The organism is Belnapia arida, assembly GCF_016773205.1.
GTDB classification, from domain to species: Bacteria; Pseudomonadota; Alphaproteobacteria; order Acetobacterales; family Acetobacteraceae; genus Belnapia; species Belnapia arida.
In genome coordinates this window covers 1-23,742 of the sequence record NZ_JAETWB010000049.1, presented here as the reverse complement: position 1 = coordinate 23,742, position 23,742 = coordinate 1, and the positions used below count along the sequence as shown (strand labels likewise).

Here is a 23,742-nt window from a genome sequence, read left to right as displayed (position 1 = left end):
CGTGTCTCGATGCAGATCGCAGGCAGGCCTGAGGCCACCAGCCCGGCGTAGAGCCACTGCGAGAGCGGGCCCGCCTCCAGGCCGAGCCGTGCGACGGAAACACCTGCCCGACAAAGGCAGGCTGCGATCGCGGCTGGATCGGTGTCTACTTTCGTCTCGCAGACAACCTGGCCAGCGCCGTCGAGGACGCACAGGCTCGTCTGGTCCAGAGAGACGTCGAGGCCAACATAGTGCTGGTTCATCCTGGAAGCCTTTCGGGTGAGTGGAGCAGTCCGGAGAGGTTGCCCGCCTCCAGACCGATTACGCCATCTCCCAAGGGCTGCCGGGCTCGATAAATGCCGTCTTTGCGCCCACGCCGCTGATCCAGCGCTTCACGGCTGTGGCTGCGAACTCAGGCCCATTGTCCGAGCGAACATGGCCTGGGATGCCGCGCAGGATGAACAGGTCGGACAGCACGTCGATGACGTCAGCTGCCTTGAGCTGGCGCCCAATCCGGATTGCCAGGCATTCGCGGGTGAACTCATCGACCACGTTCAGCGTCCGGAACCGGCGCCCGTCCCGGGTTCGGTCCTCGACAAAGTCATAGGCCCATACATCATTGGGACGCTCGGGCCGGAGCCGCACGCAGGAGCCATCGTTCAGCCAGAGCCGCCCGCGCTTGGGCTGCCGGGCAGGCACCTTCAGCCCCTCGGCCCGCCAGATCCGCTCCACCCGCTTGTGGTTGCACCGCCAGCCCTCGGCCCGCAGCTGCGCCGTGATCCGGCGGTAGCCGTAGCGCCCATACCGCTGGGCCAGGCCAATGATGCTCTCGGTCAGCGCCGCTTCGTCGTCGGTCGCCCTCGGCGTCTTGCGCTGCACTGAGCGGCGCTGCCTCAGCACTCGGCAGGCAAACCGTTCCGAGACGCCTAGCTTGCCCTTGACATGCTCGACGCAGGTCCGACGACGGACGGCGCCTACCAGTTTCCCGACGCAGCTTCCTTCAGCACCAGCTTCTCTAGCGTCAAATCCGCCACCGCCTTGCGGAGCCTGCCGTTCTCCTGCTCCAGCTGCTTCAGGCGTTTCACCTGACCCAGCTTCAGACCACCGTACTCGCTCCGCCAACGGTAATAGGTTTGCTCCGTCACCCCGATCGTGCGCACCGCTTCGGACGCCGTCTTGCCCTGCGCCAGAAGCACCTCGACCTGCCGCAGCTTGGCCACGATCTCCTCCGGCTTGTGGTGCTTCCTCGCCATCTCCAAACCCTCCACGTCTCGCCGGCATCACATTACCGGCGGATCGCTTCTACGGGGTCACGTCATCTGTGAAGGCTGTGTTGCCATCGCCACTGCCGGGCGGCGCCCCTCATTGCAGCGTCGGGTCCAGCCGGTCGCGCAGCCAGTCGCCGAGCACGGAGACGGAGAAGGTGGTCAGCACGATCACCGCCGCCGGCGAGAGTAGAATCCAGGGCGCGCGGGTGAGGTATTCGCGCCCGTAGCCCACCATGGAGCCGAGCGAGGTCTCCGGCGGCTGCACGCCGAGGCCGAGGAAGGATAGGCCGCTCTCCAGCAGAATGATCTCGGGGAAGGCGAGCGTCATCGAGACGATCAGGGTCGAAGCGATGTTCGGCAGGATGTGCCGCCCATAGATGCGCCAGGGCGAGGCGCCGAGTTGCCGCACTGCCGCCGCATAGCCCTGCGCGCCGGCGCTGATGACGAGGCCGCGGGCGATCCGTGCATAGCGCTCCCAGGCATGCAGGCCGAGCAGGCAGACGAAGAGCGTCAGCGAGTTGCCGAAAAAGGCGAGCACCGCCAGCGCCAGGATGAGGAAGGGCAGGCTCGCCGAGAAGTCGACCAGGGCGAGGACCACCTGCTCGACGAAGCCGCGGAAATGCGCCGCCACCACGCCGAGCGAGGTGCCAATCAGCGCGCCGATGATGGTCGCGCCGAAGGCGATGAGCAGGCTCATGCGGATGGAGAAGATCAGCCGCGAGAGCACGTCCCGCCCCAGCTCGTCGGTGCCGAGCGGGTGCAGCATCGTCGCCCCGGGCGGCGAGAGGCGGTTGCGGAGGTCGAGCGCGGTATAGGCATAGGGCGCGATGGCATCGGCCAGCAGCGCGATCCCGAGCATCAGCCCAAGCCAGGCCATGGCACAGAGCACCAGCACCGGCCAGCGCCGCCGCCGCTTGCCCTCGCCCACCAGGCCGGCCGGCAATGCAATCCCCGACATCTCAGGCCGTCCTCTGCCGCAGCCGCGGGTCGAGCGCGCCGTAGAGCAGGTCGACCACCAGGTTGGCCGTCACCATGGTCGCCGCCACCAGCAGCAGGATGCACTGCACCACCGCGAGGTCGCGGTTGGCGACGGCCACCACCAGCAGCCGCCCGACGCCGGGCCAGGAGAAGACGCTTTCCACCACCACGGCGCCGGCGATCAGCGAACCCACCATGAAGCCGATGATGGTGACGGTCGGGATCGCCGCATTCGGCAACGCATGGCCCCAGACTACCGCCCGCCAGGGCACGCCTTTGGCTGAGGCGGTGCGGATATAGGGCTGGCCCAGCACCTCCAGCATCGCGCTGCGGGTGAAGCGCGCCAGCACCGCCGCGCCGCCGATGCCCATGGTGACGATGGGAAGGACCGCGTGCCGCCACCCCTCCTGCCCGCCCGAGGGCAGCCAGCCGAGCTGCACCGCGAAGAGCAGGACCAGCAGCAGACCGAGCACGAAGGAGGGCACGGTGAAGCCGGCGACGGCCAGCATCATCACCGCCCGGTCGATCAGGGAGTTGCGGTGCAGCGCCGCGGTGATCCCGGCCGGTATGCCGAGGCCGAGCTTGATGAGTAGGGCGGGGATGGTCAGCGCCAGCGTCGCCGGGATGCGCTCGGCGACCAAGGCAATGGCATCCCGCCCGTCGCGCATCGAGCGGCCGAGATCGCCGCTGACGATCGCCCCAAAATAGCGCAGGTATTGCCGCCAGAGCGGCTCCTCCAGCCCCCAGGCGCGGCGGAAGGCGACGATGGCCTCGGGCGGGGCGTCGGCGCCCATGATGATCTGCGCCGGGTCGCCCGAGAGGCGCAGCACGACGAAGGCGAAGCTCACCACCAGGACGATGGTGACGGCGGCGCGCAACAGGCGGAAGCCAAGGAAGCGGAGCACCGTTCAGGCCGCCTTTCGCGCAGGAAGGTCGCCCTGCGCCACATGGCAGGCGACGCGGCGTCCGTCGCCGGGGCGCGGCTTCAGCACCGGGTCCTCCTGCGCGCAGAGCGGCAGGGCGGCGGGACAGCGCGGGTGGAAGGCGCAGCCGGAGGGTCGGTCGGCCGGGTTGGGCGGGTCGCCTTGCAGCAGCACGCGCCGCTGCCGCCGGCCGGGATGCGGGATGGCGGAGACCAGCGCCTGGGCATAGGGGTGCGCCGGATCGTGCAGAACCGCATCCGGCTCGCCCTCCTCGACGATGCGGCCGAGATACATCACCGCGACCCGATGGCTGACCTGCCGCACCGCGCGCAGGTCGTGGCTGACGAAGAGGATCGCCGTGCTGAGCCGCGCCTGCAGCTCCACCAGCAGGTTCATCACCTGGGCCTGGATCGAGACGTCAAGGGCGCTGATCGGCTCGTCGCAGACCAGCAGGGCGGGCTCCGTTGCCAGCGCCCGGGCCAACACGGCGCGCTGGCGCTGGCCGCCGGAGAGCTCGTGCGGGTAGCGCCCGGCCTGGTCGGGGCGGAGGCCGACATCGCGGAGCAATTGCGCGACCCGCTCCGGGCGGTCCCCGATGCGGTGGATCTCGAGCGGCTCGGCGATTTGCGCGCCGATGCTCATGCGACGGTCGAGCGCGCCGAGCGGGTCCTGGAAGACCATCTGCATCCGCGCCCTGAGCGCCCGCCAGGCGGGCGTCCCGGGCGGCGGCATCGGCTGGCCCTCGAAGGCGACGCCGCCGGCATCCGGCCGCTCCAGCCCCAGCACCAGGCGTCCGGTGGTGGACTTGCCGCAGCCGCTCTCCCCGACCAGGCCGAGGGTGCGGCCGCGCTCCAGCGCAAGCGAGACGCCGTTCACCGCCCGCACCTCCACCGGCCGGCCGAACAAGCCGCGGCGCATGAGGTAGTGCCGGGTGAGGCCGGTGGCCTCGAGCAACGGCAGGGTCATGCCGGCACCAGATCCCGCGTCGCGCGCAGGCAGGCGGCGGCATGGCCCGGCTCGACGGCGACGGCTTCCGGCACGCCCGCGGCGCAGGCGGGCTCGGCCTGCGTGCAACGCGGGGCGAAGGCGCAGCCGGGCGGCATGGCGCCCGGCTCCGGCACGCCGCCGGGAATGGCGGCGAGCGGGCGCCGCGGCCCGTCGAGCGGCGGCAGTGCGCCGAGCAGCCCCTGCGTATAAGGGTGGGTCGGCCGCTCGAAGAGACGGCCGACCGGCGCCTCCTCCACGATCCGCCCGGCATACATCACCGCGACCCGCTCGCAGGTCTCCGCTACCACGCCGAGATCGTGGGAGATGAGCACCAGCGCCATCCCCGTCTCCCGCCTGAGGGCGCCGAGCAACTCGAGGATCTGCGCCTGGATGGTGACGTCGAGCGCCGTGGTCGGCTCGTCCGCCACCAGCAGCTCCGGCCGTGAGGCCAGCGCCATGGCGATCATCACCCGCTGGCTCTGCCCGCCCGAGAGCTCGTGCGGATAGGCGTCCAGCCGCCGTCCCGCATCGGGGATGCCGACCTGGTCGAGCAGCCGCCGCGCCTCGGCCCTGGCCACCGCGCCGCGCAGCCCGCCATGCAGGCCGAGCGCTTCCGCCACCTGCCGCCCGATGCGGTGCACCGGGTTGAGGCTGCTGGCCGGGTCCTGGAAGATCATGGCGACGCGGCCGCCGCGCACCCGGTCGAGCACCGCGGGGGGCGCCCCCAGCAGCTCCTCGCCGCCGAGCCGCACGCTGCCGGTGACGCGGGCGCGGCCGGGCAGCAGCCCGAGCGCCGCCAGCCAGGTGACCGACTTGCCGCAGCCGCTCTCGCCGACCAGGCCGAGCGCCTCGCCCGGCGCCACGGCGAGGTCGATACCGCGCAGGGCCGGCGCGCCGCCGAAATCGACGGCGAGGCCGCGGAGGGCGACAAGCGGCTCAGACATCCCAGTTGCCCGGGCGGAAATCCATCAGGAAGGATTGCGCCGCGCGCCAGCGGATCGCCCGGCGCTTGCCGGTGAAATTCGCTGCCTGGTGCAGCATCGCATAGGCCGGGTCCTCCTGCTCGAGAATGGTCAGCAGGCGGTGCATGGCGGCGCGGCGGCGGCCCGTGTCCATCTCCGTCTCCAGCGCCTCGACCGCGGCGAAGGCCTCCTCGTTGCGCCATTCGCCGGTCGCGGGGTGGGAGCCGTTGCGGCCCCAGACGCTGGGCATGTTGGAGACGGGGTCGGCGATGAAGACGGTGCTCGACCAGTCGCGCAGCGCGCGCGTCGGCCCGGCCTCCAGCACCTGCGTCCAGTTCTCGCGCATCTGGATCTGCACGTTGAGGCCGGCGGCGCGCCAGCCCTCCACCAGCACCTGCGCGGTCGGCGTCTGCGCCGTGTAGTAGTTGTTTAGCAGGCGATAGGGGATCGTCTCGCCCTTGTAGCCGGCGGCGCGGACCAGGGCGCGGGCCTCCGCCAGGCCGAAGCGGGGCTGCGGCCAGTCTTCAAGATACATCCCGCCGTAGAAGGGGAATTGCATGCCGCGCGGCACCTCGGTCCGCCCGGCCCAGAGCCCCTCGATGATCGAGGCGCGGTCGATCGAGAGCGAGAGGGCGCGGCGGATGCGCGGATCCGCCAGTTGCGGGTGAGTCTTGTCGAAGGTGATGAAGCGGTGGTTGGCGATCAGCCCGCCCTGCACCTCGAAGCCGCGGCTGCGCTCGATCTCGGCGATCTGGTCGGGCGGGATGTCGCAGGCGAAGTCGTATTCACCGGAGAGCAGCCCCGCGATGCGCGCCGCCACCTCCGGCACCTCAAGGAAGCGGATGCGTCGCAGCGGCGGGCGGCCGCCCCAGTACTCGTCGAAGGCTTCGAGGATAAGAGCGTTGTCGGGCCGGAACTCCGCCACGCGATAGGGGCCGGTGCCGACCGGCCTTCGCGCCCAGGCGAGCCAGCTCTCCGCCTCCTCCAGGCTGCGGCGGGAGACGACGACGCCGATGCGGTGGCCAAGCCGCTTGTCGAGCGCCGGGTCCGGCCTCCCAGTCACGAAGCGCAGCCGGTGGCGGCCCAGTACCTCGACCGACAGGCCGGGAAAGACGGCGCGGCCCTGCGCCCGCACATCGGGCGGCACTCGGGCGGCCACGCCCGCCTCGCCGCCGAACAGCCGCTCCGGCCCGAAGGAGGCAGCGACGTCCTCGGCCGTCATCTCGTCGCCGTTGTGGAAGCGGACGCCGGGGCGCAGCGCCACCTCCACCCGCCGCTCGTCCACCCGCTCCCAGCGGAGGGCGAGGCCGGCGCGGGGCCGCAGCGTAGTGATCCAGTCGGTGTCGACCAGCGGCTCCGTGTAGCAGGCGAAGTGCCGGGTCCCGACGTTCGAGTTCTCCCGCGCGATGTCGAGCGTGTTGCTGTTGGCGATCTTCTGCACGGCCACCGTGATGGAGGGTCGTGCATCGCCCTCCGCCAGCGCCAGCCGCGGCAGGGCCGGCGCGGCCAGGGCCGCCAGCGCGCTCCGGCGGGAGAGCATGGCTCAAGCCCCCCAGTTGCCGCTGCGGAAGTCCATGGCGAAGGCCGGGGCCGCCTTCCAGCGGATGTCGCGGCGCTTCGCCGTGAAGGTCGCGTTCTGGTGAAGCACCGTATAGGCCGGGTCCTCGCGCTCGGCGATCTCTAGCATGCGGCGGAACACGGCCTTGCGGCGGCCGCGGTCGGTGCTGGTCTCCAGCTCGACCGAGAGGCGGTTGAACTCGTCGTTCGTCCACTCGCCGACCTGCTGCTGCTGGCCGTTCGGCCCGTGTTGGTTGGTCAACGAGGAGGTCGGGTCGCTGAATAGGCCAGAGTTCGACCAGTCGCGTACCGCCCGCGTCGGCGTTTGCTCGAAAATCTGCGCCCAGTTTTCCTTCATCTCGATCTGCACGTTAAGGCCGGCGGTGCGCCACATCTCCACCAGCACCTGCGCCGTCGCCACCTGGTTGGTGTAGTAGTTGTTGGTCAGGCGGTAGGGAATCGGCTCGCCCTTGTAGCCGGCCTCGCGCAGCAGGCGGCGGGCCTCGGCGAGGTCAAAGGTCGGCACCGTCCAGTCGGTGAGATACATGTCACCGTAGAACTCCCACTGCAGCCCGCGCGGGATGGTCGTGCGGCCCGCCCAGAGGCTGTCGACGATCGCTTGGCGGTCGATCGCATGAGTGAAGGCGCGGCGCACCCGCGGGTCACGCAGCACTGCGTGGTTCTTGTCGAACACCGTCAGCCGGTGGTTCGGGATGGTGCCGCCCAGCACCTCGAAGGTGCGATTGCGCTCGATGCCTGCGATCTGGTCGGGCGGGATGTCGCAGGCGAAGTGGTACTCGCCGGAGAGCAGCCCGTTCACCCGGGACGACACCTCCGGCACCTCGACGAAGCGGAGCTGGCGTAGCGGCGGGCGGCCGCCCCAGTACTCGTCATGCGCGGCCAGCGTCAGCGAGTTGTCGGCGCGGAACTCCGCCACCTTGTAGGGGCCGGTGGTCACCGGCCGGCGCGCCCAGTCGAGCCAGGTGGCGGCTTCGGCGAAGCCGCGCCGGCTGCCGATCTCGGCGCCGTAGCGGGCCAGCCGCCCCTCCAGCGTCACGTCCGGCGTGCGGTTGATCCAGCGGACCGTGTACTTGTCGACGATCTCGATGCGCTCGACGCCGGGGAAGCTACGGTTGGCGACGGCCGGCACCTCCTGCGGCAGCTCGCGGCCGGCGCGGCCGGGATTGACCTCGGTGACGCGGATGGTGCTGCCGCTGTTGGGGCCGCCCGGCCCGAACATGCGGTCGTTGCCGAAGGAGAAGGCGACGTCCTCGGCCGTCATCTCCTCGCCGTTGTGGAATTTCACGCCTTGGCGGAGCTTCAGCTCGACCACGCTGTCGCTGATGCGGCGCGTCTCGGTGGCCAGCACCGGGGTGGTCTTCAGCCGGCCCGCATAGTCGCGGCCGAGCAGCCCTTCCCAGAGTGAGGTGAGCATCACGCGCTCACCCACATTGCTCTGCTCGCGCAGTGGCTCCAGCGTGTTGGAGTTGCTGATCTTCTGCACCGCGACGGTGATGCTCGGCCGCTGGTCCGACTGGCCGATGGCGAAGCGGGGCAGGCCGGCCGCGAGCGCGGTGCCGGCGAGGAGGCTGCGGCGGTCGATCATGCGTGGGTTCCCCGGTCTTCGAGCCCTTCGGGCGTGGCGCGGAAGGCGGTCAGCGTGCGTTCGGCATGGCGCAGCCGCCATGAGAGCGCGCGCTGCGCATACTCCTTGACGAGACCGGCATGCGCCGCGCTCTCCGCAAGGTTGGTGAACTGGTGCGGGTCCCGCTCTAGGTCGAAGAAGAGGGGCGGCAGGGCGGCGAAGTGGACGTATTTGTACCGACCGTCCTGGATGACGCAGAGGCTGCACTCGTCCATGGGCAGGCCAAGCTCGCTCTCAGGCTTGGAGTAGAATACGTCGCGGAAGTCGAACTCGTAGTGCAGCGCGTCGCGCCAATCCCGCGGCGCGGCGCCCCGCAGCAGCGGCTCGAGCGAGCGGCCGTCGCAGGCGCGCGGGATCTCGCCGCCCAGCGCCTCGAGGATGGTCGGCATCAGGTCAATGCTCTCGGTCGGTGCGCTCTCCACCGCGCCGGAGCGTGCCGGCCGCCCGGCCTCCTTCACCACCAGCGGAATGCGGAAGCTCTCGTCGAAATAGCCGATCTTGCCGAGCAGCCAGTGGTCACCCAACTGCTCGCCATGGTCGGAGGTGAACACCACCATGGTGTCCTCCCACTGCCCCGTCTCCTCGAGATAGGCGAAGACCCGGCCGAGATTGTCGTCGATCTCGCTCATCAACCCGGCATAGGTGGCGCGCATCAGGCGGATGGAGGCCTCGTCGAGCCCGGTCACCGCCCCGCCCGCGCCATGGAAGAAGGAGCCCTGGCTGATGCCGCGCAGGTAGAAGTCGAGCAGCGGATGCTGCCGCGCCTCGTCCTGCCAGTCGGCCTGGCGCATCGGGCCCGGCATGGAGGGGGGCGCGTACATCGTGTTGTAAGGCGCCGGCGCGATGAAGGGCGGGTGCGGCCGGTAGTAGCCGAGATGAAGGAACCAGGGCTTGCCGTTGACGCCCTTGAGGTAGGACAGCGCCCGGTCAGTGAAGTAGGCGGTGTCCGACAGCTCGGCCGGGATGCGGCAGGGGTGGTCGGTCGCGCCCGGCACGGCATCCTCGCCGGCAGGCAGCCAGATATCCTCGCGCCGCTCCGGCAGCCGGTAACCCTTGTGCGCGAGCCAGCCGAAATAGCCGTCCATCGTCGGCTCGAAGGCGCCGACGCTGCGGAAGCCCTCCATCAGGTCGCCGAGATAGGTAAAACGCCCGTCGCGCGGGCCGGTGGTGCGCGGGTCGGGCGTCGTCGTGGTGTAGCCGATCAGCGCTGGGTCGTAGCCGATGCGCCGCAGGGCCTTGCCGAGGTTCATGTGGCGGGCATCGAGCGGTACGGTGTTCTGCACCGCCCGGTGGTTCATCAAGTAGAGGCCAGTCAGCAGGCTGGCCCGCGCCGGGCCGCAGGGCACTGTCGTCGTCACATGGTTGCGGAAGGTGACGCCCTGGCGGCAGAGCCGGTCGAGATTCGGCGTCCGCAGGAAGTTGGCGCCCAGCCAGGGCACGAAATCCGCCCGCCACTGATCCACCACGACCAACAGCACGTTCCTTGGCTTCGTCATCATCGCCTGTCCGATAATCGGCCATGCCGCTACCCCACGGACGTGGTCAGCACTGTGTCACTTTTTATACAGTGCGATGATGAGACCTCACCTTACGCTGCTTTTCTCAAGTTTCATCAAAGCTGTAAGCTGGATCCCGCAGAGGTCCCAGTTCGACGCTTATTCACCCACGCCACCGACCGGCTCAGCCGGATGGGGATGGTTCTCGGCGCCATCATGCTGCTGCTCGTAAGCGAGTGCAGCATGGTGCAGGTGCTGTGAAGGTTGATATGCTTATCCCAGCCAACGGAGGAAATGCCGATGACCCGGAACGGGCGCGTGGTGTTCAGCCAGATGGAGGAGGTGGTATTCGGCCGGCCTGCGGCTCAGGCAGTAGCTGAACAAGCTGCGCACCTGGGCGCCACGCGCGTCCTGGTAATGGCAAGCGCCACCCTCGCGCGGGACACCGACCAAGTTGCGCGCATCCGTGATGCACTCGGTCACCGGTTCGCGGCGCAATACCAGGGCATGCCGGCGCACTCGCCCCGCGGCGCCGTGCTGGACGCCACCCGCATGGCGCGCGAGGCGACCGCCGATCTGGTCGTCACGGTTGGGGGCGGCTCCCTCACCGATGCGGCGAAGGCCGTGCAGCTCTGCCTCTCCAATGACATCGACAGCACCGAGGCGATGGACCGGCTGCGCCCTGGCGGCCCGCCGCCGCAGGCACCGAGGCTGCGCCAAGTGGCGGTGCCCACCACCCTTTCGGCCGGCGAGTTCAGTGCCTTTGCTGGCGTCACGGATGAGCGCAGACGGGTGAAGGAAGTGTTCCATCACCCCGGAACCATCCCGGCCGCCGTAGTGCTTGACCCGGCGATGACGCTGGCGACGCCAGAATGGCTTTTCCTCTCCACCGGCATCCGCGCTGTGGATCATTGCGTCGAGGGGATCTGCTCCGCAGAGGCGCAGCCCTATGCCGATGCGCAGGCGCTGCACGGCCTGGGACTGCTCGCCTCCGGCCTGCCGCGGGTGAAGGCGGACCCGACTGACCTCGACGCAAGGATGGATTGCCAGCTGGGTTCCTGGCTGTCCATGGCGCCGCTAGCGACCGGCGTGCCGATGGGCGCCAGCCATGGTATCGGTTACGTCCTGGGCGCCGCTTTCGACATCCCGCATGGGCACACCTCCTGCATCATGCTGCCGGCGGTAATGCGCTGGAACCGTGCGGCCAATGCGGAACGCCAGGCGGGGGTGGCTGCCGCCATGGGCCACCCGGGCGGCGAAGCGGCGGAGGCGCTGCACGCCCTAATCGCTGGGCTCGGCATGCCGCGCAGCCTGGACGCGGTCGGCATCGGGCGGGACGCCTTCCCCCGCATCGCCGAACGCGCCATGGCCACACCCTGGGTGCCGCGCAACCCGCGCCCCATCGAAGGGCCGGCGCAGGTCATGGAAATCCTGGAGCTCGCGGCGTGAGCCGACTTGAGACTTACCGCGACAAGTTCTCGTGCCTCAGGATGCGGCGCGAGGATGGCATCCTGGAGATGCGCCTTCACACCGACGGCGGCCCGCTGCGCTGGGGCTTGGTGCCGCATGGCGAGCTACCGGACGCCTTCGCCGAGGTGGGGCGTGACCGCGACAATCGCGTGGTGATCTTGACCGGCACGGGCGAGGAGTTCTCCGGCCTCCGCGCCACGGCCGCGACACGCTCGCTAACCCAAGGCATCACCGCTGCGGCCTATGACCGAGTCCATTGGGAAGGCCGCGCGCTGCTGATGAACCTGCTGAACATCGAGGTACCGGTGATCGCCGCCATCAACGGTCCGGCTTGGCGACATTGCGAGATCCCACTGCTGTCGGATATCGTGCTGGCCTCCGAGACAGCGCAGTTCCAGGACTCGGCGCATTTCATGTCGGGCATGCTGCCGGGCGACGGCATGCACATCCTCATGCCACTGCTGATGGGGGTGAACCGCGGCCGCTACTTCCTGCTGACCGGTCAGACGCTAAGCGCCCAGGAGGCGCTCGCCCTCGGCCTGGTGAACGAGGTGTTGCCCCAGGCACAGGTTCTGGACCGGGCATGGGAACACGCCCGCCGGCTGACGCAGAAGCCAACGCTGCTGCTACGCTACACAAGGCTGATGTTCACCGAGCATCTGCGGAAGCGCATGCAGGATCTGCTGGGCTACGGCCTGGCCATGGAGGGCTTGGCGCTGATGGAGCAGCCGGAATAGCCCCACCAGGGGCGGCGCGTCAGCTGCCGCGGCCGGTCGGGTGCGGTCCCCCTACAGGTAACTGGCGGCCAGCGTGGTGCCGTCCCGGCCGCGTAGCAGCTCCTCGCCAGCGCCGGCGAGCACCACTCGGCCGCGCCGCAGCACCATTCCCTGGCGCGAGACCTTCAGCGCTAGTGCCGCCATCTGCTCGGCGATGATGACGACGATGCCGCTCTTTGCGGCGTAGTCGGTGATGAAGCCGTAGATCTGCTGGACGATGATCGGTGCTAGGCCGAGCGAAGGCTCATCCAGCAGCAGGAAGCGCGGGTTGCGGATGGTGGTACAGGACAGGATCAGCATCTGCTGCTGCCCGCCCGAAAGTAGCCCGGCGGCGGTGCGCGCCTTGGTCTCGAGGATGGGGAAGCGGGCATAGACCTCGGCCAGGGATGCGGCCAGCTTCTCGCGGCGGGCGCCGAAGCTCCAGGCCAGCCTCAGGTTGTCCTCCACTGTCAGCTGGCGGAACAGCCGACGGCCCTCCATGGCGTGCGCCACACCGAGCCGCGCCCGCGCAGGCGGTGGCAGGGCGATGATGTCCTGGCCATCCAGCAGCACTTGGCCGGCGACCACCGGCGCGATGCCGGAGATCGCCCGCATGAGGGAGGACTTGCCCGCGCCATTGGCGCCGAGAATGGCGGTGATGCCACCCGGTGCGGCCTGGAGCGAGACGCCTTCCAGCGCCCGTACCGCGCCGTAGTGCACCGAGAGATCGCGCAGCTCAAGCATGGGTGGCCTCGTCGCCGAGATAGGCAGCTATCACCTGCGCGTCGCCGCGCATGCCGGCGATGTCACCGTGGTAGATCATCCGGCCGCTGTCCAGCACCACCACCTCGTCCACCAGCCCCGCCAGGAAATCCATGTGATGGTCGATGAGCAGGATGGCGATGCCCATCGCCCTCATGTCGCGGATCAGCTGCGCGAGCCGGTCCATCTCCGTCTCCGACAGCCCCGCCGCGGGTTCGTCGAGCAGGATGACACGTGGGCGGGCGAGCAGGGCACGGCCCACCTCGGCCATGCGGCGGGTTCCATACGGCAACGTGTCGATCGGCCGGTCTGCCACTTCGGTGAGGTCCGACAGCGCCAGCACGGCCTCAACCAGCGCCAGTTGCGCAGCTTCCTTAGCGATGGCGCCGGGCAGGGCCAGCGTGGCGGCGAGGCCGCTGTGGCGCAGCTGGCGGTGCGCGCCGAGCAGAAGGTTCTCCCGCACCGTGAAATGCAGCACTAGGCGCGGGTCCTGGAAAGTGCGCACCACGCCGGCCGTGGCCATCTGGTGGTCGGGCAGGCCGGTGATGTCGCGGCCGCCGAAGCGCACCTGCCCTGCGGCCGGCCGGTAGATACCTGTGACGACGTTGACGAACGTGCTCTTGCCCGAGCCGTTGGGGCCGATCAGTGCGGTGATCCGCCCCGGCTCCAGCCGCAGCGAGACGTCATCCACTGCCACCAATCCGCCGAAGCGCATGGTGATGCCCTTGGCTTCCAGCGCGGTGCCACCACCGTCCGGGCGCAGCGCCGTTGCATCGGCGCGCAGCCTAGCGGCGCGGGTCAGGGCGCGCGGCTTGATGAAGCGCGGCGGCTCGAACAGCAGGCCGCCGATGCCGCGCGGCAGCACAAGCAAGGAGAAGGTGAGGATCAGCCCATAGGCGATGAACTGCCATTCGGCGAAGACCTGCAACCGTTCGGGCAGGAAGGTGAACAGCACAGCACTCAGCACCTGCCCCGCAATGGAGCCAAGACCCCCGACGATGGCAATGACCAGCACCTCGATCGAGCGCGGCAGGGCGAAGCTCTCCGGGCCAAGATAGCCGACCAAATGGGCGTAAAGCGCCCCCGCCAGCCCCGCCAGTGCACCCGAGAGCGCATAGGCCAGCTGCTTGGTGCGGCCGGCTGGGATGCCGATGCTGCCGGCGGCGACCTCACTGACCTGGATGGCGTAGAAGGCACGGCCGATGCGCGACTGCGTCAGGTTGCGCACCAGCAGAATGACCCCGACGGTTACAAGCAGGACAAGCTGGAAGTAGCGAAGCCCATCAACCTTAACGCCCAGAATCGTGAGCGTGCGCAGCGCCGCCGAAGGCACGCCGGGCAGGCCCATGGTGCCGCCGGTCAGCTCATTCCATTCTCGAACTACTTCGAAGAACACCATGCCGAAGCCGAGCGTCATCATCGCCAAGTAGACGTCGCGCACCCGGTTTGCGGGAAAGGACAGCAGCCAGCCAGTCAACCCCGCCAGCAGCACCGCTGCTGGCACACCGAGCGTGACGTCCAGCCCATAAGTCTTCACCAGGATGCCGGTGCAATAGGCGCCAATGCCGAAGAAGCCAGCATGGCCAAGCGAGATCTGTCCGGCGAGGCCGGTGAGCAGGTTGATGCTCTGGGCGAAGATGGCGGCCACCAGCACGAAGCTGGCGATCTGCAAGGTGCCAGGGGAGAGCAGTGGCGCCGCCAGCAGCAGCGCCAGCACCAGCGCCATTTGCACACGCCAGTCGGCGACGACGGCGCTCAGCCGCGATCGCAGAGCATTCATGCCTTGCTGACCTCCGGCCGACCAAACAGTCCTTGTGGCCGTACCGCCAGGGCCAGCATCAGCAGCGCGAAGGCGATGCCGTGTTCTGCCGCCGTAGAAACGTAGCCGCCCACCAGCTTGCTGATCACCCCCACCAGCAGCCCGCCGGCCAGCGCGCCGAGCGAGCTGCCCATGCCGCCCAGCACCGCGGCGACGAAGCCGAGTAGCACCAGGTCGAAGCCAAAGGCGGGGTCTACCGTGCCGCCGATCTGGGCGATCAGCACCCCGGCCACCCCCGCCAGGACCGAGGAGAGCATAAAGGAGCCGAGGATCAGGCGTCGCACCGGAATGCCCTGCACCAGCGCAAGCTCCGGGTCGAGCGAGACGGCGTGCACCGCCTGGCCCCAGACGGTACGGCGGATGAACAGCTCGAAGGCCAGGATCAGCGCCACGGCGACTGCCAGTACCACCAGGTACTGCAGCGAGATGTACTGCCCGAACACGGTGACGAAATCCTGCGCGGTGAACACCACGTCGGGGAAGGCCACGGCCTGAGATCCGAAGTACTTCGCCGCCATGCCCTGCAGGAAGATGCCGAAGCCGAGAGTCGAGACCACCCAGCCCATGCTGCCACCGCTGGACTTCAAGGCGGGGCGCACCGTCCAGCGCTCGATGAACATGCCGAGCGCCGCAACGACGACGAGGCTTCCCACCACCGCCAGCGTGATGGCGAGACCCTGGCTGAAGATGATAACGGTGAGCATGGCGCAAAGCATCATCAACGAGCCCTGGCCGAAATTCAGCGTCTTCGTCGTCCAGAAGGTGAGGTTCAGGCCAAGCGCGATGAGCGCATAGACTGCGCCCACGCTGATCCCGGCCAGCAGCAGCGAGAAGAAAAAATCATCCATCTCTAGTTACGCAGCTCCAGCACCACGCGGTCGCCGCGCTTCAGCATCTCGTAGGTTCCGAGATCCTCCAGCTTGAGTGCCACGTGGTTCTGCGGCGTGAAGCTGATGCGGCTGACCGTGGCGCCTTCGTAATCCGTGGTCTGGTCCAGGGCGCGGACCAAGTCGGCGGCGGAAGTGGAGTTGGCGCGGCGGATCGCGTCAATCAGCAGGTTGATGCAGTCGTAGCCGCTGCCCACGGTACCGGCGAGCGAGATGAGCGGATTGGCAGCATCGGGACCGTACCAGCGGTCGGTGCCGAATTTTGCCCGGTAGAGATCGACGAATTTTTGCGCCGCCCCATGCATCGGGCGGCGGCCGAAGGCGGCATGGTTCACCGCACGGGTACCCGCCACCAAGTCGCCGGCACCCTCAATATACGGCACCGTCACCGCGCCGGCGGCGCCGAACAGCGCGAGGTTGATGTTTAGCCGGCTCATGTTACGGCGGATCACCGCGAAGTCGGCGCCCAGCCCGATGACCAGCATCGCCTCGGCATTGGCGCGCTGCACGCGGACCAGCTGGGCGGTCATGTCCTGGGCGCGCTGGTTGTAGCTTTCCGCCGTCACCCGCGCGGCCGGCTTGCGCCGCATAATCTCCCGCCGCACCAGGTCGGCGCCGGTCACGCCGTAACCGGTGCTCTCATGCAAGATGCCGATGCGGGTAAATTCCGAAAGGGCCGCCGCCAATTTCTCGGACTCCACCAAATTGCCGATGGAGATGGAAAACAGGTTGGGCCGCGGCGGCTTGTCCGGACCATTAGGATAAACGATGGTAGGCGTCTGCGCCTGCGGGTTGATGATTGGCCGGCCGTCGGCCTGGATCATGTCGGCGATTGCCAAAGTGGGACCGGAGCCCGAGGGGCACATCAACCCGACGATCTCCCGGTTGTCGAGGATGCGGCGCAGGTTCTGCACCGCGCGATCCGGCACCAACTGGTCGTCCAGCACCTCGGCCAGTTCCACCATGCGGCCATTGATGCCGCCAGCCTTGTTGCATTCCTCCACCGCGATCTGCGCGCCGCGATTGATGCCCTCGCCGAATTCGTTGAACGGGCCGGTGAGCGCGGCGGTGAAGCCGAATTTGATGGTGCCGGACTGCGCCCGGACCAGGCCGGGCAGCGTCAACGCGGCGGCACCCAGGGCCAGGCTCCTGCGGTTGATCTTCATGCTTGGTTTCCCCCCCTACGCTTCGCCGTCAGGATTTGCCGGTCGCCTGCAACTCCTCCAGCAGGATTGGCACGCCATGCGTGGTGCTGTGGATGCCGAGCACGCTGGTGAGTTCCAGCACCTCCATGATCTCCTGCCGCGTCGCGCCGAGCCGGATGGCATTGCGGATGTGCACGCGGGTGCCGGGCGCGTAGAGGTGCGTCGTTGCGGCATCGATAGCGATGTAGATGAACTCCTTCACCTTCGGCTCCAGCATTCCATGGCGCCAGGGTACTGAGGAGAAGTGCATGTACGCTTCGAAGAAGTCAGGCGAGAGCGCGAGGACATGGTCCCACAGCTCACTCCAGTAGCCGCGCGCGGCGGTGAACTCCGCCTTCAGCCGCGCCTCGCGCTCGCCGCCCGCACCGGGCTGTGGCAGCTCCGCGCCGCGCCCGGCGGCAGCCATCTCCTCCACGAGGATGGGCACACCCTCCGTCACGCTGTGGATGCCGAGCACGGAGATGAGCTGGAGCACCTCCGTGATCTCCTGGCGGGTGGCGCCGAGGCGCAGCGCGTTGCGCATGTGCGTGCGAGTGCCCGCGGCGTGCAGATGCGTCGTCGAAGCGTCGATAGCAATGTAGATGAACTCGCGGACCTTCGGCTCCAGCACGCCATTGCGCCAGGGCACAGCGGAGAAATTCAGATAGGCTTCAAAAAAGTCTGGATCGAGGGTGAGCATTTGGTCCCAGACCGGGCTCCAGTAGCCGCGTGCCTCGGTGAACGCCTCCTTCAGCGCACGCTGGCGTGGCGAGAGCTCGCTCATGGCCGGTCGTTCCCCCCTCTGAGCCCTGGACACGTATGCCGCGCCTCGACCGGCCGGAAGCATGCGGCATTGCACTGGGATTGAAAAGCGTCCTCGCGCCACATGGCGATGGCGCTGGGCGCAGCGGGCCCCGCACCCTGCGCCGGCGAGAGGGCGCCGGGTGGGCGTTTCGCCAAGCCATGGCGCTACCTGTGCGGTTGCCGGTCACCACGGCTGGCCAGGCGCCGCCTCACCTCGTCCAGCAAACCGTTAGCGCCAGCTGATCTCCGGGTTGGACCTGAAGTTCTGCATTTGCTGCACCGCTAAGCCGGGTGCCTCAGAGCGGGCCGAGTTTCCCGAGTTCCATGGCCTTGATCTGCAACGCCAGGTACTTCGAGTTGATGCGGCACTGCGACAGGCCACCAGCGATAAACCATAGGCCCTGCTGCGGCGTGCGCTTGTACATGTTGTTCAGTTCGCCATCCTCGCCGATACCCCATACTGGCCCGATGCGGTCCAGCATTGCGTCGCCGATCGCACGGCGGACGAGTTCCTCCTGCGGGTAGTAGCCGGTGGCCAGGATGATGAGATCGGCCGGCACCGTCGAGCCATCCTTGAGGAGCGCACCAGCGGCGGTGAAGCGCCCGATCCGGTCATACTGCAGCAAGCCGATCTCGCCCCGGATCATGAGGGCGGAGCTGCCGGCATCCAGGTTGTAGCCGCCGCCGCGGCGGAAGTACTTCATCTGGTGGCCGGCCTCGTCCTCGCCGACGTCGTGCTTGAAGCCGATGTCCTTGAGGCCCGCGATCATGTCTCGGTCGAGCTCGAGCATGCGCTTGGTCACCGACTTGTAGCCCTTGACGATTAGCGGCGGCGTGGCGGAGGAGACGATCAGGTCGCAGTCCTCGAGCGGCCCGCCCTCGTCCCAGATCGCCTCGTTGAGCCGAGCGCTCGGGTCGATCGACACCACCGTCGTTGATCCCCGCTGGATGAGCGTCGTCTTCACGCCGTGGCTGTGCAGGTCGAGCGCGATGTCGTTGGCGCTGCTGCCGGTGCCGAGGATGAGCGCGGACTTGCCCTCCCAGCCCGCGCCGCTGTCGAAGCCTTCGGAGTGGATGATCTGCCCCTGGAACTCATCGAGGCCCGGCAGCTCCGACGTCTTCGGATAGCTGCTGACGCCGTTGGCGAAGACGAGGTGCCGCGGCCGCAGCACGCGCTCGCTGCCGTCGTCGCGCCGCACCTGGGCCGTCCAGCACTGCGCCGCCTCGTCCCAGGCGCCGCCGACGAAGGTGGTGCCCGTCCAGCAGTTGATCTCCATGGCGTCGGCGTAGAACTCGAACCAGTTCCCCAGCATGTCCTTCGGGATATATTTCGGCCAGGTCGGTGGGAATTCCATGTAGGGCAGGTGGTTGAGGTGGATCGAGTTGTGCAGCGCCAGCGAGTGGTAGCGCCGGCGCCAGCTGTCGCCGATGCGCGGCCACTGCTCGACGACCAGGGTGTCGACGCCGAGCTGGTTGAGCCGCGCGGCGATCGAGAGCCCCGCCTGGGCGGCGCCGATCACCAGCACCGACGGCTCCCGGTCGTCATAGGCGACCGCCCTGCGGCGCATGTCGGCCCAGTTGTCGCCGCCGAAATTCCGCGAATAGGCCGCGCCGGACGGCCGGTTGGCGCCGATCCTCTCCTCATGGCCCGTCAGCGCCTCAAGCGCCGTCGAGAGCAGCCAAGTCCGCATCGCGCCGCCCGCCTCGGGCGAGGGCGACAGCCGGATGAGGCCCGCGCCGCGGCCATCGGCCGTTGCGAATTCGAAGATCGCCTCGATGCTGTCGATGCCGAGCCGCTTGACTTGCCGCGGCGGCTTGCGGCCCTGCGGCAGATGGAAGCCGTGCGCCGCGGTTCGCGCCTGCTCCGCCGCCAGGCGCGCGGCGATGGCCTCCCGGCCCGCGGTCGGCGTCAGGTGCCAGGTGAAGGCGAGAATGTCGCGCCAGTGGGCGTCGTCGTGGAACAGGGCGCCGATCCGCGCCGCATCGCGGGTGGCGAGCGCCGCCTCGAAGGCCTCGAGCCATCCGGCGGCAAGGCGCCGCGCCTGCGCCGCAAGCTGCACGTCGTGGAGGGATTGATCGAGATCGTCCATCGTCGCCTCGCCCCGAGGCGTTGTTGTCAATGCCGCCTCATGCAGGAACTATAGGCGGGTCATCGGGCCTGTCCATGCGACCTCGATGGGCGGGGGCTCGGTACATTTGACCTTGGCCGCCGCCATGCCATGCTCCCGGGCAGGGAGAACGTCGGATGCGCGAAAAGCGTTTCGAAGTGGTCGTTGCCGGTTGCGGTGTCGCTGGGCTGTCCGCCGCCGTCGCCGCGGCCGAAGCGGGCGCGAGGGTCGCCGTGCTGGAACGCGCGCCGCCCGAGGAACGCGGTGGCCAAAGCCGCTACACCGAGGCCTATCTCCGCATGAAGAGCGAGGCCGAGGTCACCGACGACTTCGAGACCCATCTCGCCGAGAACAGCAGCGGCACGCTGGACCCCGACCTGATCGCCGAGAGCGCCCAGCCGCGCGGGCAGCGCGCCGCCTATGCCGCCGCCCTGTCGATGGCCGAACCCGATGTCATCGCCACCTTCGCCGACGAGGCCGGCCCGACCATCGCCTGGCTGAAGGGCTTCGGCTTGCGCTTCGACTTCCTGCCGACCCAGTTCCTCACCCGCTCCCAGCCGCGCCTGCTGCCGGTCGGCGGCGGGCTCGCGCTGGTCGACGGGCTGGCGGCGCGCGCCGAGGCGCTCGGCGTCGAGATGCTGTACGACATCACTGCGGAGCGCCTGGAGCGGGACGAGGATGGCCGCGTGGCCGGCCTGCTCGCCCGCAGCCGGCAGGCGGGGCCGGTCCGGCTGCGTGGCCGGGTCGTCCTCGCCTGTGGCGGCTTCGAGGGCAATGCCGAGATGCTTGCCCGCTACATCGGCCCGCGTGCGGCCTTCCTGCGGCCCATCTGCAAGGGCGCGCACTTCAACCGCGGCGACGGCATCCGCATGGCGCTCGAACTCGGCGCGGCGACTGCGGGCGATTTCGGTAGCTACCATGCGGAGCCGATCGACCCCCGCTCCGGCGTCTCCGAGCCCTCGGTCTTCATCTTTCCCTACGGCATCCTGATCAACAAGGACGGCCAGCGCTTCACCGACGAGGCGCCGGGCACGGTCGACGCCCATTACGAGAGCATCACCAGGCGGATCTTCGAGCAGCGCGACGGCATCGCCCATGTCGTGCTGGACGCCCGCCACCAGCGCGTGCCGAATTACCGCCGCGCCCTCCGCACCGACCAGCCGCCGATCGTGGCCGACAGCCTGGAAGCGCTGGCCGTGACGCTGGCGGTCCCGCCGGCCGCGCTGGCGGCGACGGTGCGCGGCTACAACGCGGCCTGCGTGCCGGGCGACTGGCGGCCGCTGGAGGCCGACGGCCTGGCGACGCAGGGGCTCGATCCGCCGAAGTCCAATTGGGCCATGCCGATCGACGAGCCGCCCTTCCACGCCTATCCCATCATCTCCGCCAATGTCTTCACCTTCGGCGGGGTGAAGGTGGACAGCGATGCACGCGTGCTGGACGGCGACGGCGCGCCGATCGAGGGCCTCTATGCCGCGGGCGAGATCATCGGCACCTACTACCGCACCTATACCGGCGCGACCTCCGTGCTGAAGGGCCTCGTCTTCGGCCGCCTGGCCGGCCGGCATGCGGCACGGCGCGGCAATGCCGCCTGACCGCCGGCCCGGGGACGCGGTAGCCATGCGGATCTGGCATCAGAGCTTCAGCGACCTCGACCGCGCGCCGGTCTACCGCGCCACGCTCGCGCGCCACGCCGCGGCGGTGCTGCCGCCCGGAGACGCGGTCGTCCTGCACGGGCTGCGCCCCGGGACCTACGGGCCCGACGTCGCGCCGATCCACGCCATCCGCCACTGCTACCTGGAGCATCTGAACGAGGCGCAGGTGATCGAGGCGGCCCTGGCGGCGGAGCGGGCCGGCTACGACGCCTTCGCCCTCGGCTGCTTCTTCGATCCGGCGCTGCGGGCCGTGCGGTCGCTGGTGGACATCCCCTGCCTCGGCCTGTCCGAGACCTGCATGCTCGTCGCCTGCTCGCTCGGCCAGCGCTTCGGCCTGGTCTCGCTCGAGGCCGGCCAGCGCGCCCGGCACGAGGAGCTGGCGCGCGACTACGGCCTGCGGGAGCGCCTGGCCGGCGTGGTGGCGATGCACCCGCCGATCGACGAGTACAGCCTCGAATGCGGCGAGGACGCCGCCGCCCCCCTGATTGCGGCCTTCCAAGCGGCCTGCGGCCGGCTGGTGGAGATGGGCGCCGAGGTGGTCATCCCCGGTGACGGGTTCCTCAACGAGTTCGTCTGGCGCCAGGGGCTGACGGCCAGCCACGGCGCGGTGGTGATGGACGCGCTCGGCACGCTGTTCCGCTACGCCCAGTTCATGGCCGGCGCCCGGGCCTCGATCGGCCTGCAGGTCAGCCGCGCCGGCCATTACGCCCGGCCGCCGGCGGCGATGCTGACCGCGGCCCGGCGGGCGGCGGGCGCCGCCGACATGGCGGAGAGCAGCTTCTCGGGGGCGGCAGACCGCCGTTGAGAGCTGGCCGCAACAGGGAGGGGACAACACATGCGACGCGCAATCCTGGGAAGCCTTCTGGCGGCAGGCTGCCTAGCGGCCGGCCTGCCGGCGGCCGCGCAGTCGCCGGCGCCTCGGCGCGAGGCGATCCGCATCGGCATCCTCAGCGACTTGTCGGGCAGCTTCGCCGATGTGGCCGGCCCGGGCTCGGTGGCGGCGGCGAACTTGGCCGTGGAGGATTTCGGCGGCCGCGCGGCCGGCCTGCCGGTGCAGATCCTGTCCGGAGATCACCAGAACCGCGCCGATACCGGCTCGGCCATCGCGCGCCGCTGGTTCGACACGGAGGGCGTCGACGCCATCGTGGACCTGCCCAACTCCGCTGTTGCCCTTGCTGTCGGCGAGGTCGCGCGCAACGCCAACCGCGTCGCGCTGGTCACCGCAGCGGTGGCCAGCCGACTGACGGGCGATCTCTGCTCGCCGAACCTCATCCACTACTCGATCGACACTTGGTCGATGTCGAACGTGCCGAGCCGGACGCTGGTGCAGCAGGGCGGTGCTACGTGGTTCTACGTTACCGCCGATTACGCCTTTGGGCACGACTTAGAACGCCAGTCCACCGACGCGGTGACCCGAGCAGGCGGGCGGGTCGTCGGCTCGGTCCGGCATCCGCTCGGGACCACCGACTTCTCCTCGGTGCTGCTGCAGGCTCAGGCCTCGCGCGCTTCGGTGGTGGCACTGGCAAACTCCCAGGCGGACTTCATCAACAGCATGAAGCAGGCCTCCGAGTTCGGACTCATGCGGCGTGGGCAACGCGTTGTTGGCCTTGCGGTCTACATTTCGGATATCGTGTCATTGGGCTTGGAGGCGACTGAGGGCGCGGTCGTGGTCGGCAATTTCTACTGGGACCTGACCGACGGGACGCGCAGCTTCGGTCGGCGCTTCGCCGACCGGATGGGCGGACGGATGCCGACCGACCTGCAGGCCAATGTCTATGCAGCGGTGACACATTACCTGAAGGCTGTGGAGGCGATCGGCAGTTCGACCGATGGCCGGGCACTGGTCGCGCGCATGAAGGCGATGCCGACGGAGGACCTCGCCTTCGGGCGGGGCGAGATCCGGGCCGACGGGCGTCGGGTCAGTCCGGTTTATGTATTCCAGGTCAAGCCACCGGGTGAGTCCCGCAGCCGATATGATGTGTATCGTCTGGTCAGGGAGGTTCCGCTCGAGGAGGCTTATCGGCCGACCGCTCAGGGCGGCTGCCCGCTGGTGCAGGGCGGGGGCTGAAATCTAGGGTCTGTGACCGGACTGCCTGGATAGCCGGTTTGGCTCCGATCCGGTCTTTGGCCACACCACCTTGGAAGTTCTTGAGGCTTTCAAGGAACGCGGCCATGACCAGGACAAGCCTGGACGACGCCCAATGGGTGTCGCTGATGCTGGTGATGCAGCAAATCCCCTTCGTCTGGAAGCGCGATGCGTGACACTGCGCCGCTTCGTCGAAGCCGCACTCTGGATTTGCCGAACGGGTGCACTGGCGTGACTTGCCCGAGGGCTTGGGCCTTTGGTCGAGCGTCTATCACCGCTGGCGGCGGTGGTGCCTGCGCGGCTGGTGGGAGCTGATCTTCAAGGCGCTCCGCCCGAGCCTACCTGGCCTTGCCCCGCCTTTACGGACAGTGTTGCACGGCTGAAGCAGCCGCCTGGAACGCCGCCACCTTCTGCTCTGGT

General features: G+C 69.0%; 18 protein-coding genes and 2 pseudogenes. 5 read left to right on the top strand and 15 right to left on the bottom strand.

Going from position 1 to position 23,742, the window contains the following annotated elements; translation table 11 throughout:
* From JMJ56_RS29680 to pehA, 9 genes and pseudogenes are all read right to left on the bottom strand, one after another.
* Positions 1-242: pseudogene (locus JMJ56_RS29680) on the bottom strand (IS110 family transposase); the annotation flags it as partial.
* Positions 243-309: 67 nt separating this feature from the next.
* A pseudogene (locus JMJ56_RS29675) lies at positions 310-1,232 on the bottom strand (IS3 family transposase); the annotation flags it as partial.
* 109 nt (positions 1,233-1,341) lie between these two features.
* Positions 1,342-2,205, bottom strand: coding sequence for an ABC transporter permease (locus JMJ56_RS29670; RefSeq protein ID WP_202835363.1), 864 nt, complete (start codon positions 2,203-2,205; stop codon positions 1,342-1,344).
* 1 nt (position 2,206) lies between these two features.
* On the bottom strand, positions 2,207-3,130 hold the full coding sequence (locus tag JMJ56_RS29665; protein ID WP_202835362.1) for an ABC transporter permease: 924 nt from the start codon (positions 3,128-3,130) through the stop codon (positions 2,207-2,209).
* A 3-nt stretch (positions 3,131-3,133) separates the two neighbouring features.
* Positions 3,134-4,114: an ABC transporter ATP-binding protein gene (locus JMJ56_RS29660; RefSeq protein WP_202835361.1), complete on the bottom strand. Its 981-nt coding sequence runs from the start codon at positions 4,112-4,114 to the stop codon at positions 3,134-3,136.
* A complete protein-coding gene (locus JMJ56_RS29655) occupies positions 4,111-5,079 on the bottom strand; it encodes an ABC transporter ATP-binding protein (protein WP_202835360.1) in 969 nt (322 codons plus the stop codon). Before JMJ56_RS29655 ends, JMJ56_RS29660 begins: the two co-directional genes overlap by 4 nt.
* Positions 5,072-6,637, bottom strand: coding sequence for an ABC transporter substrate-binding protein (locus JMJ56_RS29650; RefSeq protein WP_202835359.1), 1,566 nt, complete (start codon positions 6,635-6,637; stop codon positions 5,072-5,074). Before JMJ56_RS29650 ends, JMJ56_RS29655 begins: the two co-directional genes overlap by 8 nt.
* Before the next feature lie 3 nt (positions 6,638-6,640).
* Positions 6,641-8,260, bottom strand: a complete 1,620-nt coding sequence (locus tag JMJ56_RS29645; protein WP_202835358.1) for an ABC transporter substrate-binding protein — start codon at positions 8,258-8,260, stop codon at positions 6,641-6,643.
* The gene (gene pehA / locus JMJ56_RS29640) at positions 8,257-9,795 is read right to left on the bottom strand and encodes a phosphoric/sulfuric ester hydrolase PehA (RefSeq protein WP_202835357.1); all 1,539 of its coding nucleotides are present in this window, start codon (positions 9,793-9,795) and stop codon (positions 8,257-8,259) included. Before pehA ends, JMJ56_RS29645 begins: the two co-directional genes overlap by 4 nt.
* A gap of 300 nt (positions 9,796-10,095) precedes the next feature.
* Here pehA and JMJ56_RS29635 point away from each other — a divergent pair, with 300 nt between their 5' ends.
* Both JMJ56_RS29635 and JMJ56_RS29630 read left to right on the top strand, forming a co-directional pair.
* Positions 10,096-11,244, top strand: coding sequence for an iron-containing alcohol dehydrogenase (locus JMJ56_RS29635; RefSeq protein WP_202835356.1), 1,149 nt, complete (start codon positions 10,096-10,098; stop codon positions 11,242-11,244).
* Positions 11,245-11,312: 68 nt separating this feature from the next.
* Positions 11,313-12,002, top strand: a complete 690-nt coding sequence (locus JMJ56_RS29630; protein ID WP_202835355.1) for an enoyl-CoA hydratase/isomerase family protein — start codon at positions 11,313-11,315, stop codon at positions 12,000-12,002.
* 51 nt (positions 12,003-12,053) lie between these two features.
* On the opposite strand, the gene JMJ56_RS29625 is transcribed toward JMJ56_RS29630, so the two are convergent.
* The 6 genes from JMJ56_RS29625 to JMJ56_RS29600 form a co-directional block, all read right to left on the bottom strand.
* On the bottom strand, positions 12,054-12,764 hold the full coding sequence (locus JMJ56_RS29625; RefSeq protein WP_202835354.1) for an ABC transporter ATP-binding protein: 711 nt from the start codon (positions 12,762-12,764) through the stop codon (positions 12,054-12,056).
* Complete coding sequence (locus JMJ56_RS29620) at positions 12,757-14,562, bottom strand: branched-chain amino acid ABC transporter ATP-binding protein/permease (protein ID WP_236038833.1); 1,806 nt, start codon at positions 14,560-14,562, stop codon at positions 12,757-12,759. Before JMJ56_RS29620 ends, JMJ56_RS29625 begins: the two co-directional genes overlap by 8 nt.
* Positions 14,559-15,449 carry a branched-chain amino acid ABC transporter permease gene (locus JMJ56_RS29615; protein WP_202835353.1) on the bottom strand — a complete coding sequence of 297 codons (891 nt, stop codon included), beginning with the start codon at positions 15,447-15,449 and terminating at the stop codon, positions 14,559-14,561. The genes JMJ56_RS29620 and JMJ56_RS29615 overlap by 4 nt, the downstream gene beginning before the upstream one ends.
* Before the next feature lie 2 nt (positions 15,450-15,451).
* Complete coding sequence (locus tag JMJ56_RS29610) at positions 15,452-16,654, bottom strand: ABC transporter substrate-binding protein (RefSeq protein WP_202835352.1); 1,203 nt, start codon at positions 16,652-16,654, stop codon at positions 15,452-15,454.
* A 28-nt stretch (positions 16,655-16,682) separates the two neighbouring features.
* Complete coding sequence (locus JMJ56_RS29605) at positions 16,683-17,456, bottom strand: carboxymuconolactone decarboxylase family protein (protein WP_202835351.1); 774 nt, start codon at positions 17,454-17,456, stop codon at positions 16,683-16,685.
* 316 nt (positions 17,457-17,772) lie between these two features.
* On the bottom strand, positions 17,773-19,566 hold the full coding sequence (locus JMJ56_RS29600) for an NAD(P)/FAD-dependent oxidoreductase (RefSeq protein ID WP_202835350.1): 1,794 nt from the start codon (positions 19,564-19,566) through the stop codon (positions 17,773-17,775).
* A gap of 155 nt (positions 19,567-19,721) precedes the next feature.
* Here JMJ56_RS29600 and JMJ56_RS29595 point away from each other — a divergent pair, with 155 nt between their 5' ends.
* From JMJ56_RS29595 to JMJ56_RS29585, 3 genes are read left to right on the top strand one after another with little or no spacing between them, the layout of a single operon-like run.
* A complete protein-coding gene (locus JMJ56_RS29595; RefSeq protein WP_202835349.1) occupies positions 19,722-21,176 on the top strand; it encodes an FAD-dependent oxidoreductase in 1,455 nt (484 codons plus the stop codon).
* Between the two features lie 25 nt (positions 21,177-21,201).
* Positions 21,202-22,041 carry an aspartate/glutamate racemase family protein gene (locus JMJ56_RS29590; protein WP_202835348.1) on the top strand — a complete coding sequence of 280 codons (840 nt, stop codon included), beginning with the start codon at positions 21,202-21,204 and terminating at the stop codon, positions 22,039-22,041.
* Between the two features lie 30 nt (positions 22,042-22,071).
* Positions 22,072-23,304: an ABC transporter substrate-binding protein gene (locus tag JMJ56_RS29585; protein WP_268885156.1), complete on the top strand. Its 1,233-nt coding sequence runs from the start codon at positions 22,072-22,074 to the stop codon at positions 23,302-23,304.
* Positions 23,305-23,742: the final 438 nt, after the last annotated feature.

Bases quoted from the DNA above. Each gene is read 5' to 3' on its own strand.
- JMJ56_RS29625 (WP_202835354.1), bottom strand. From the start codon at position 12,764: ATGCTTGAGCTGCGCGATCTCTCGGTGCACTACGGCGCGGTACGGGCG.
- JMJ56_RS29590 (WP_202835348.1), top strand. From the start codon at position 21,202: ATGCGGATCTGGCATCAGAGCTTCAGCGACCTCGACCGCGCGCCGGTC.
- JMJ56_RS29645 (WP_202835358.1), bottom strand. From the start codon at position 8,260: ATGATCGACCGCCGCAGCCTCCTCGCCGGCACCGCGCTCGCGGCCGGC.
- JMJ56_RS29650 (WP_202835359.1), bottom strand. From the start codon at position 6,637: ATGCTCTCCCGCCGGAGCGCGCTGGCGGCCCTGGCCGCGCCGGCCCTG.
- JMJ56_RS29620 (WP_236038833.1), bottom strand. From the start codon at position 14,562: ATGAATGCTCTGCGATCGCGGCTGAGCGCCGTCGTCGCCGACTGGCGT.
- JMJ56_RS29670 (WP_202835363.1), bottom strand. From the start codon at position 2,205: ATGTCGGGGATTGCATTGCCGGCCGGCCTGGTGGGCGAGGGCAAGCGG.
- JMJ56_RS29615 (WP_202835353.1), bottom strand. From the start codon at position 15,449: ATGGATGATTTTTTCTTCTCGCTGCTGCTGGCCGGGATCAGCGTGGGC.
- pehA (WP_202835357.1), bottom strand. From the start codon at position 9,795: ATGACGAAGCCAAGGAACGTGCTGTTGGTCGTGGTGGATCAGTGGCGG.
- JMJ56_RS29610 (WP_202835352.1), bottom strand. From the start codon at position 16,654: ATGAAGATCAACCGCAGGAGCCTGGCCCTGGGTGCCGCCGCGTTGACG.
- JMJ56_RS29630 (WP_202835355.1), top strand. From the start codon at position 11,313: ATGCGCCTTCACACCGACGGCGGCCCGCTGCGCTGGGGCTTGGTGCCG.
- JMJ56_RS29635 (WP_202835356.1), top strand. From the start codon at position 10,096: ATGACCCGGAACGGGCGCGTGGTGTTCAGCCAGATGGAGGAGGTGGTA.
- JMJ56_RS29655 (WP_202835360.1), bottom strand. From the start codon at position 5,079: ATGTCTGAGCCGCTTGTCGCCCTCCGCGGCCTCGCCGTCGATTTCGGC.
- JMJ56_RS29605 (WP_202835351.1), bottom strand. From the start codon at position 17,456: ATGAGCGAGCTCTCGCCACGCCAGCGTGCGCTGAAGGAGGCGTTCACC.
- JMJ56_RS29660 (WP_202835361.1), bottom strand. From the start codon at position 4,114: ATGACCCTGCCGTTGCTCGAGGCCACCGGCCTCACCCGGCACTACCTC.
- JMJ56_RS29585 (WP_268885156.1), top strand. From the start codon at position 22,072: ATGCGACGCGCAATCCTGGGAAGCCTTCTGGCGGCAGGCTGCCTAGCG.
- JMJ56_RS29595 (WP_202835349.1), top strand. From the start codon at position 19,722: ATGCGCGAAAAGCGTTTCGAAGTGGTCGTTGCCGGTTGCGGTGTCGCT.
- JMJ56_RS29600 (WP_202835350.1), bottom strand. From the start codon at position 19,566: ATGGACGATCTCGATCAATCCCTCCACGACGTGCAGCTTGCGGCGCAG.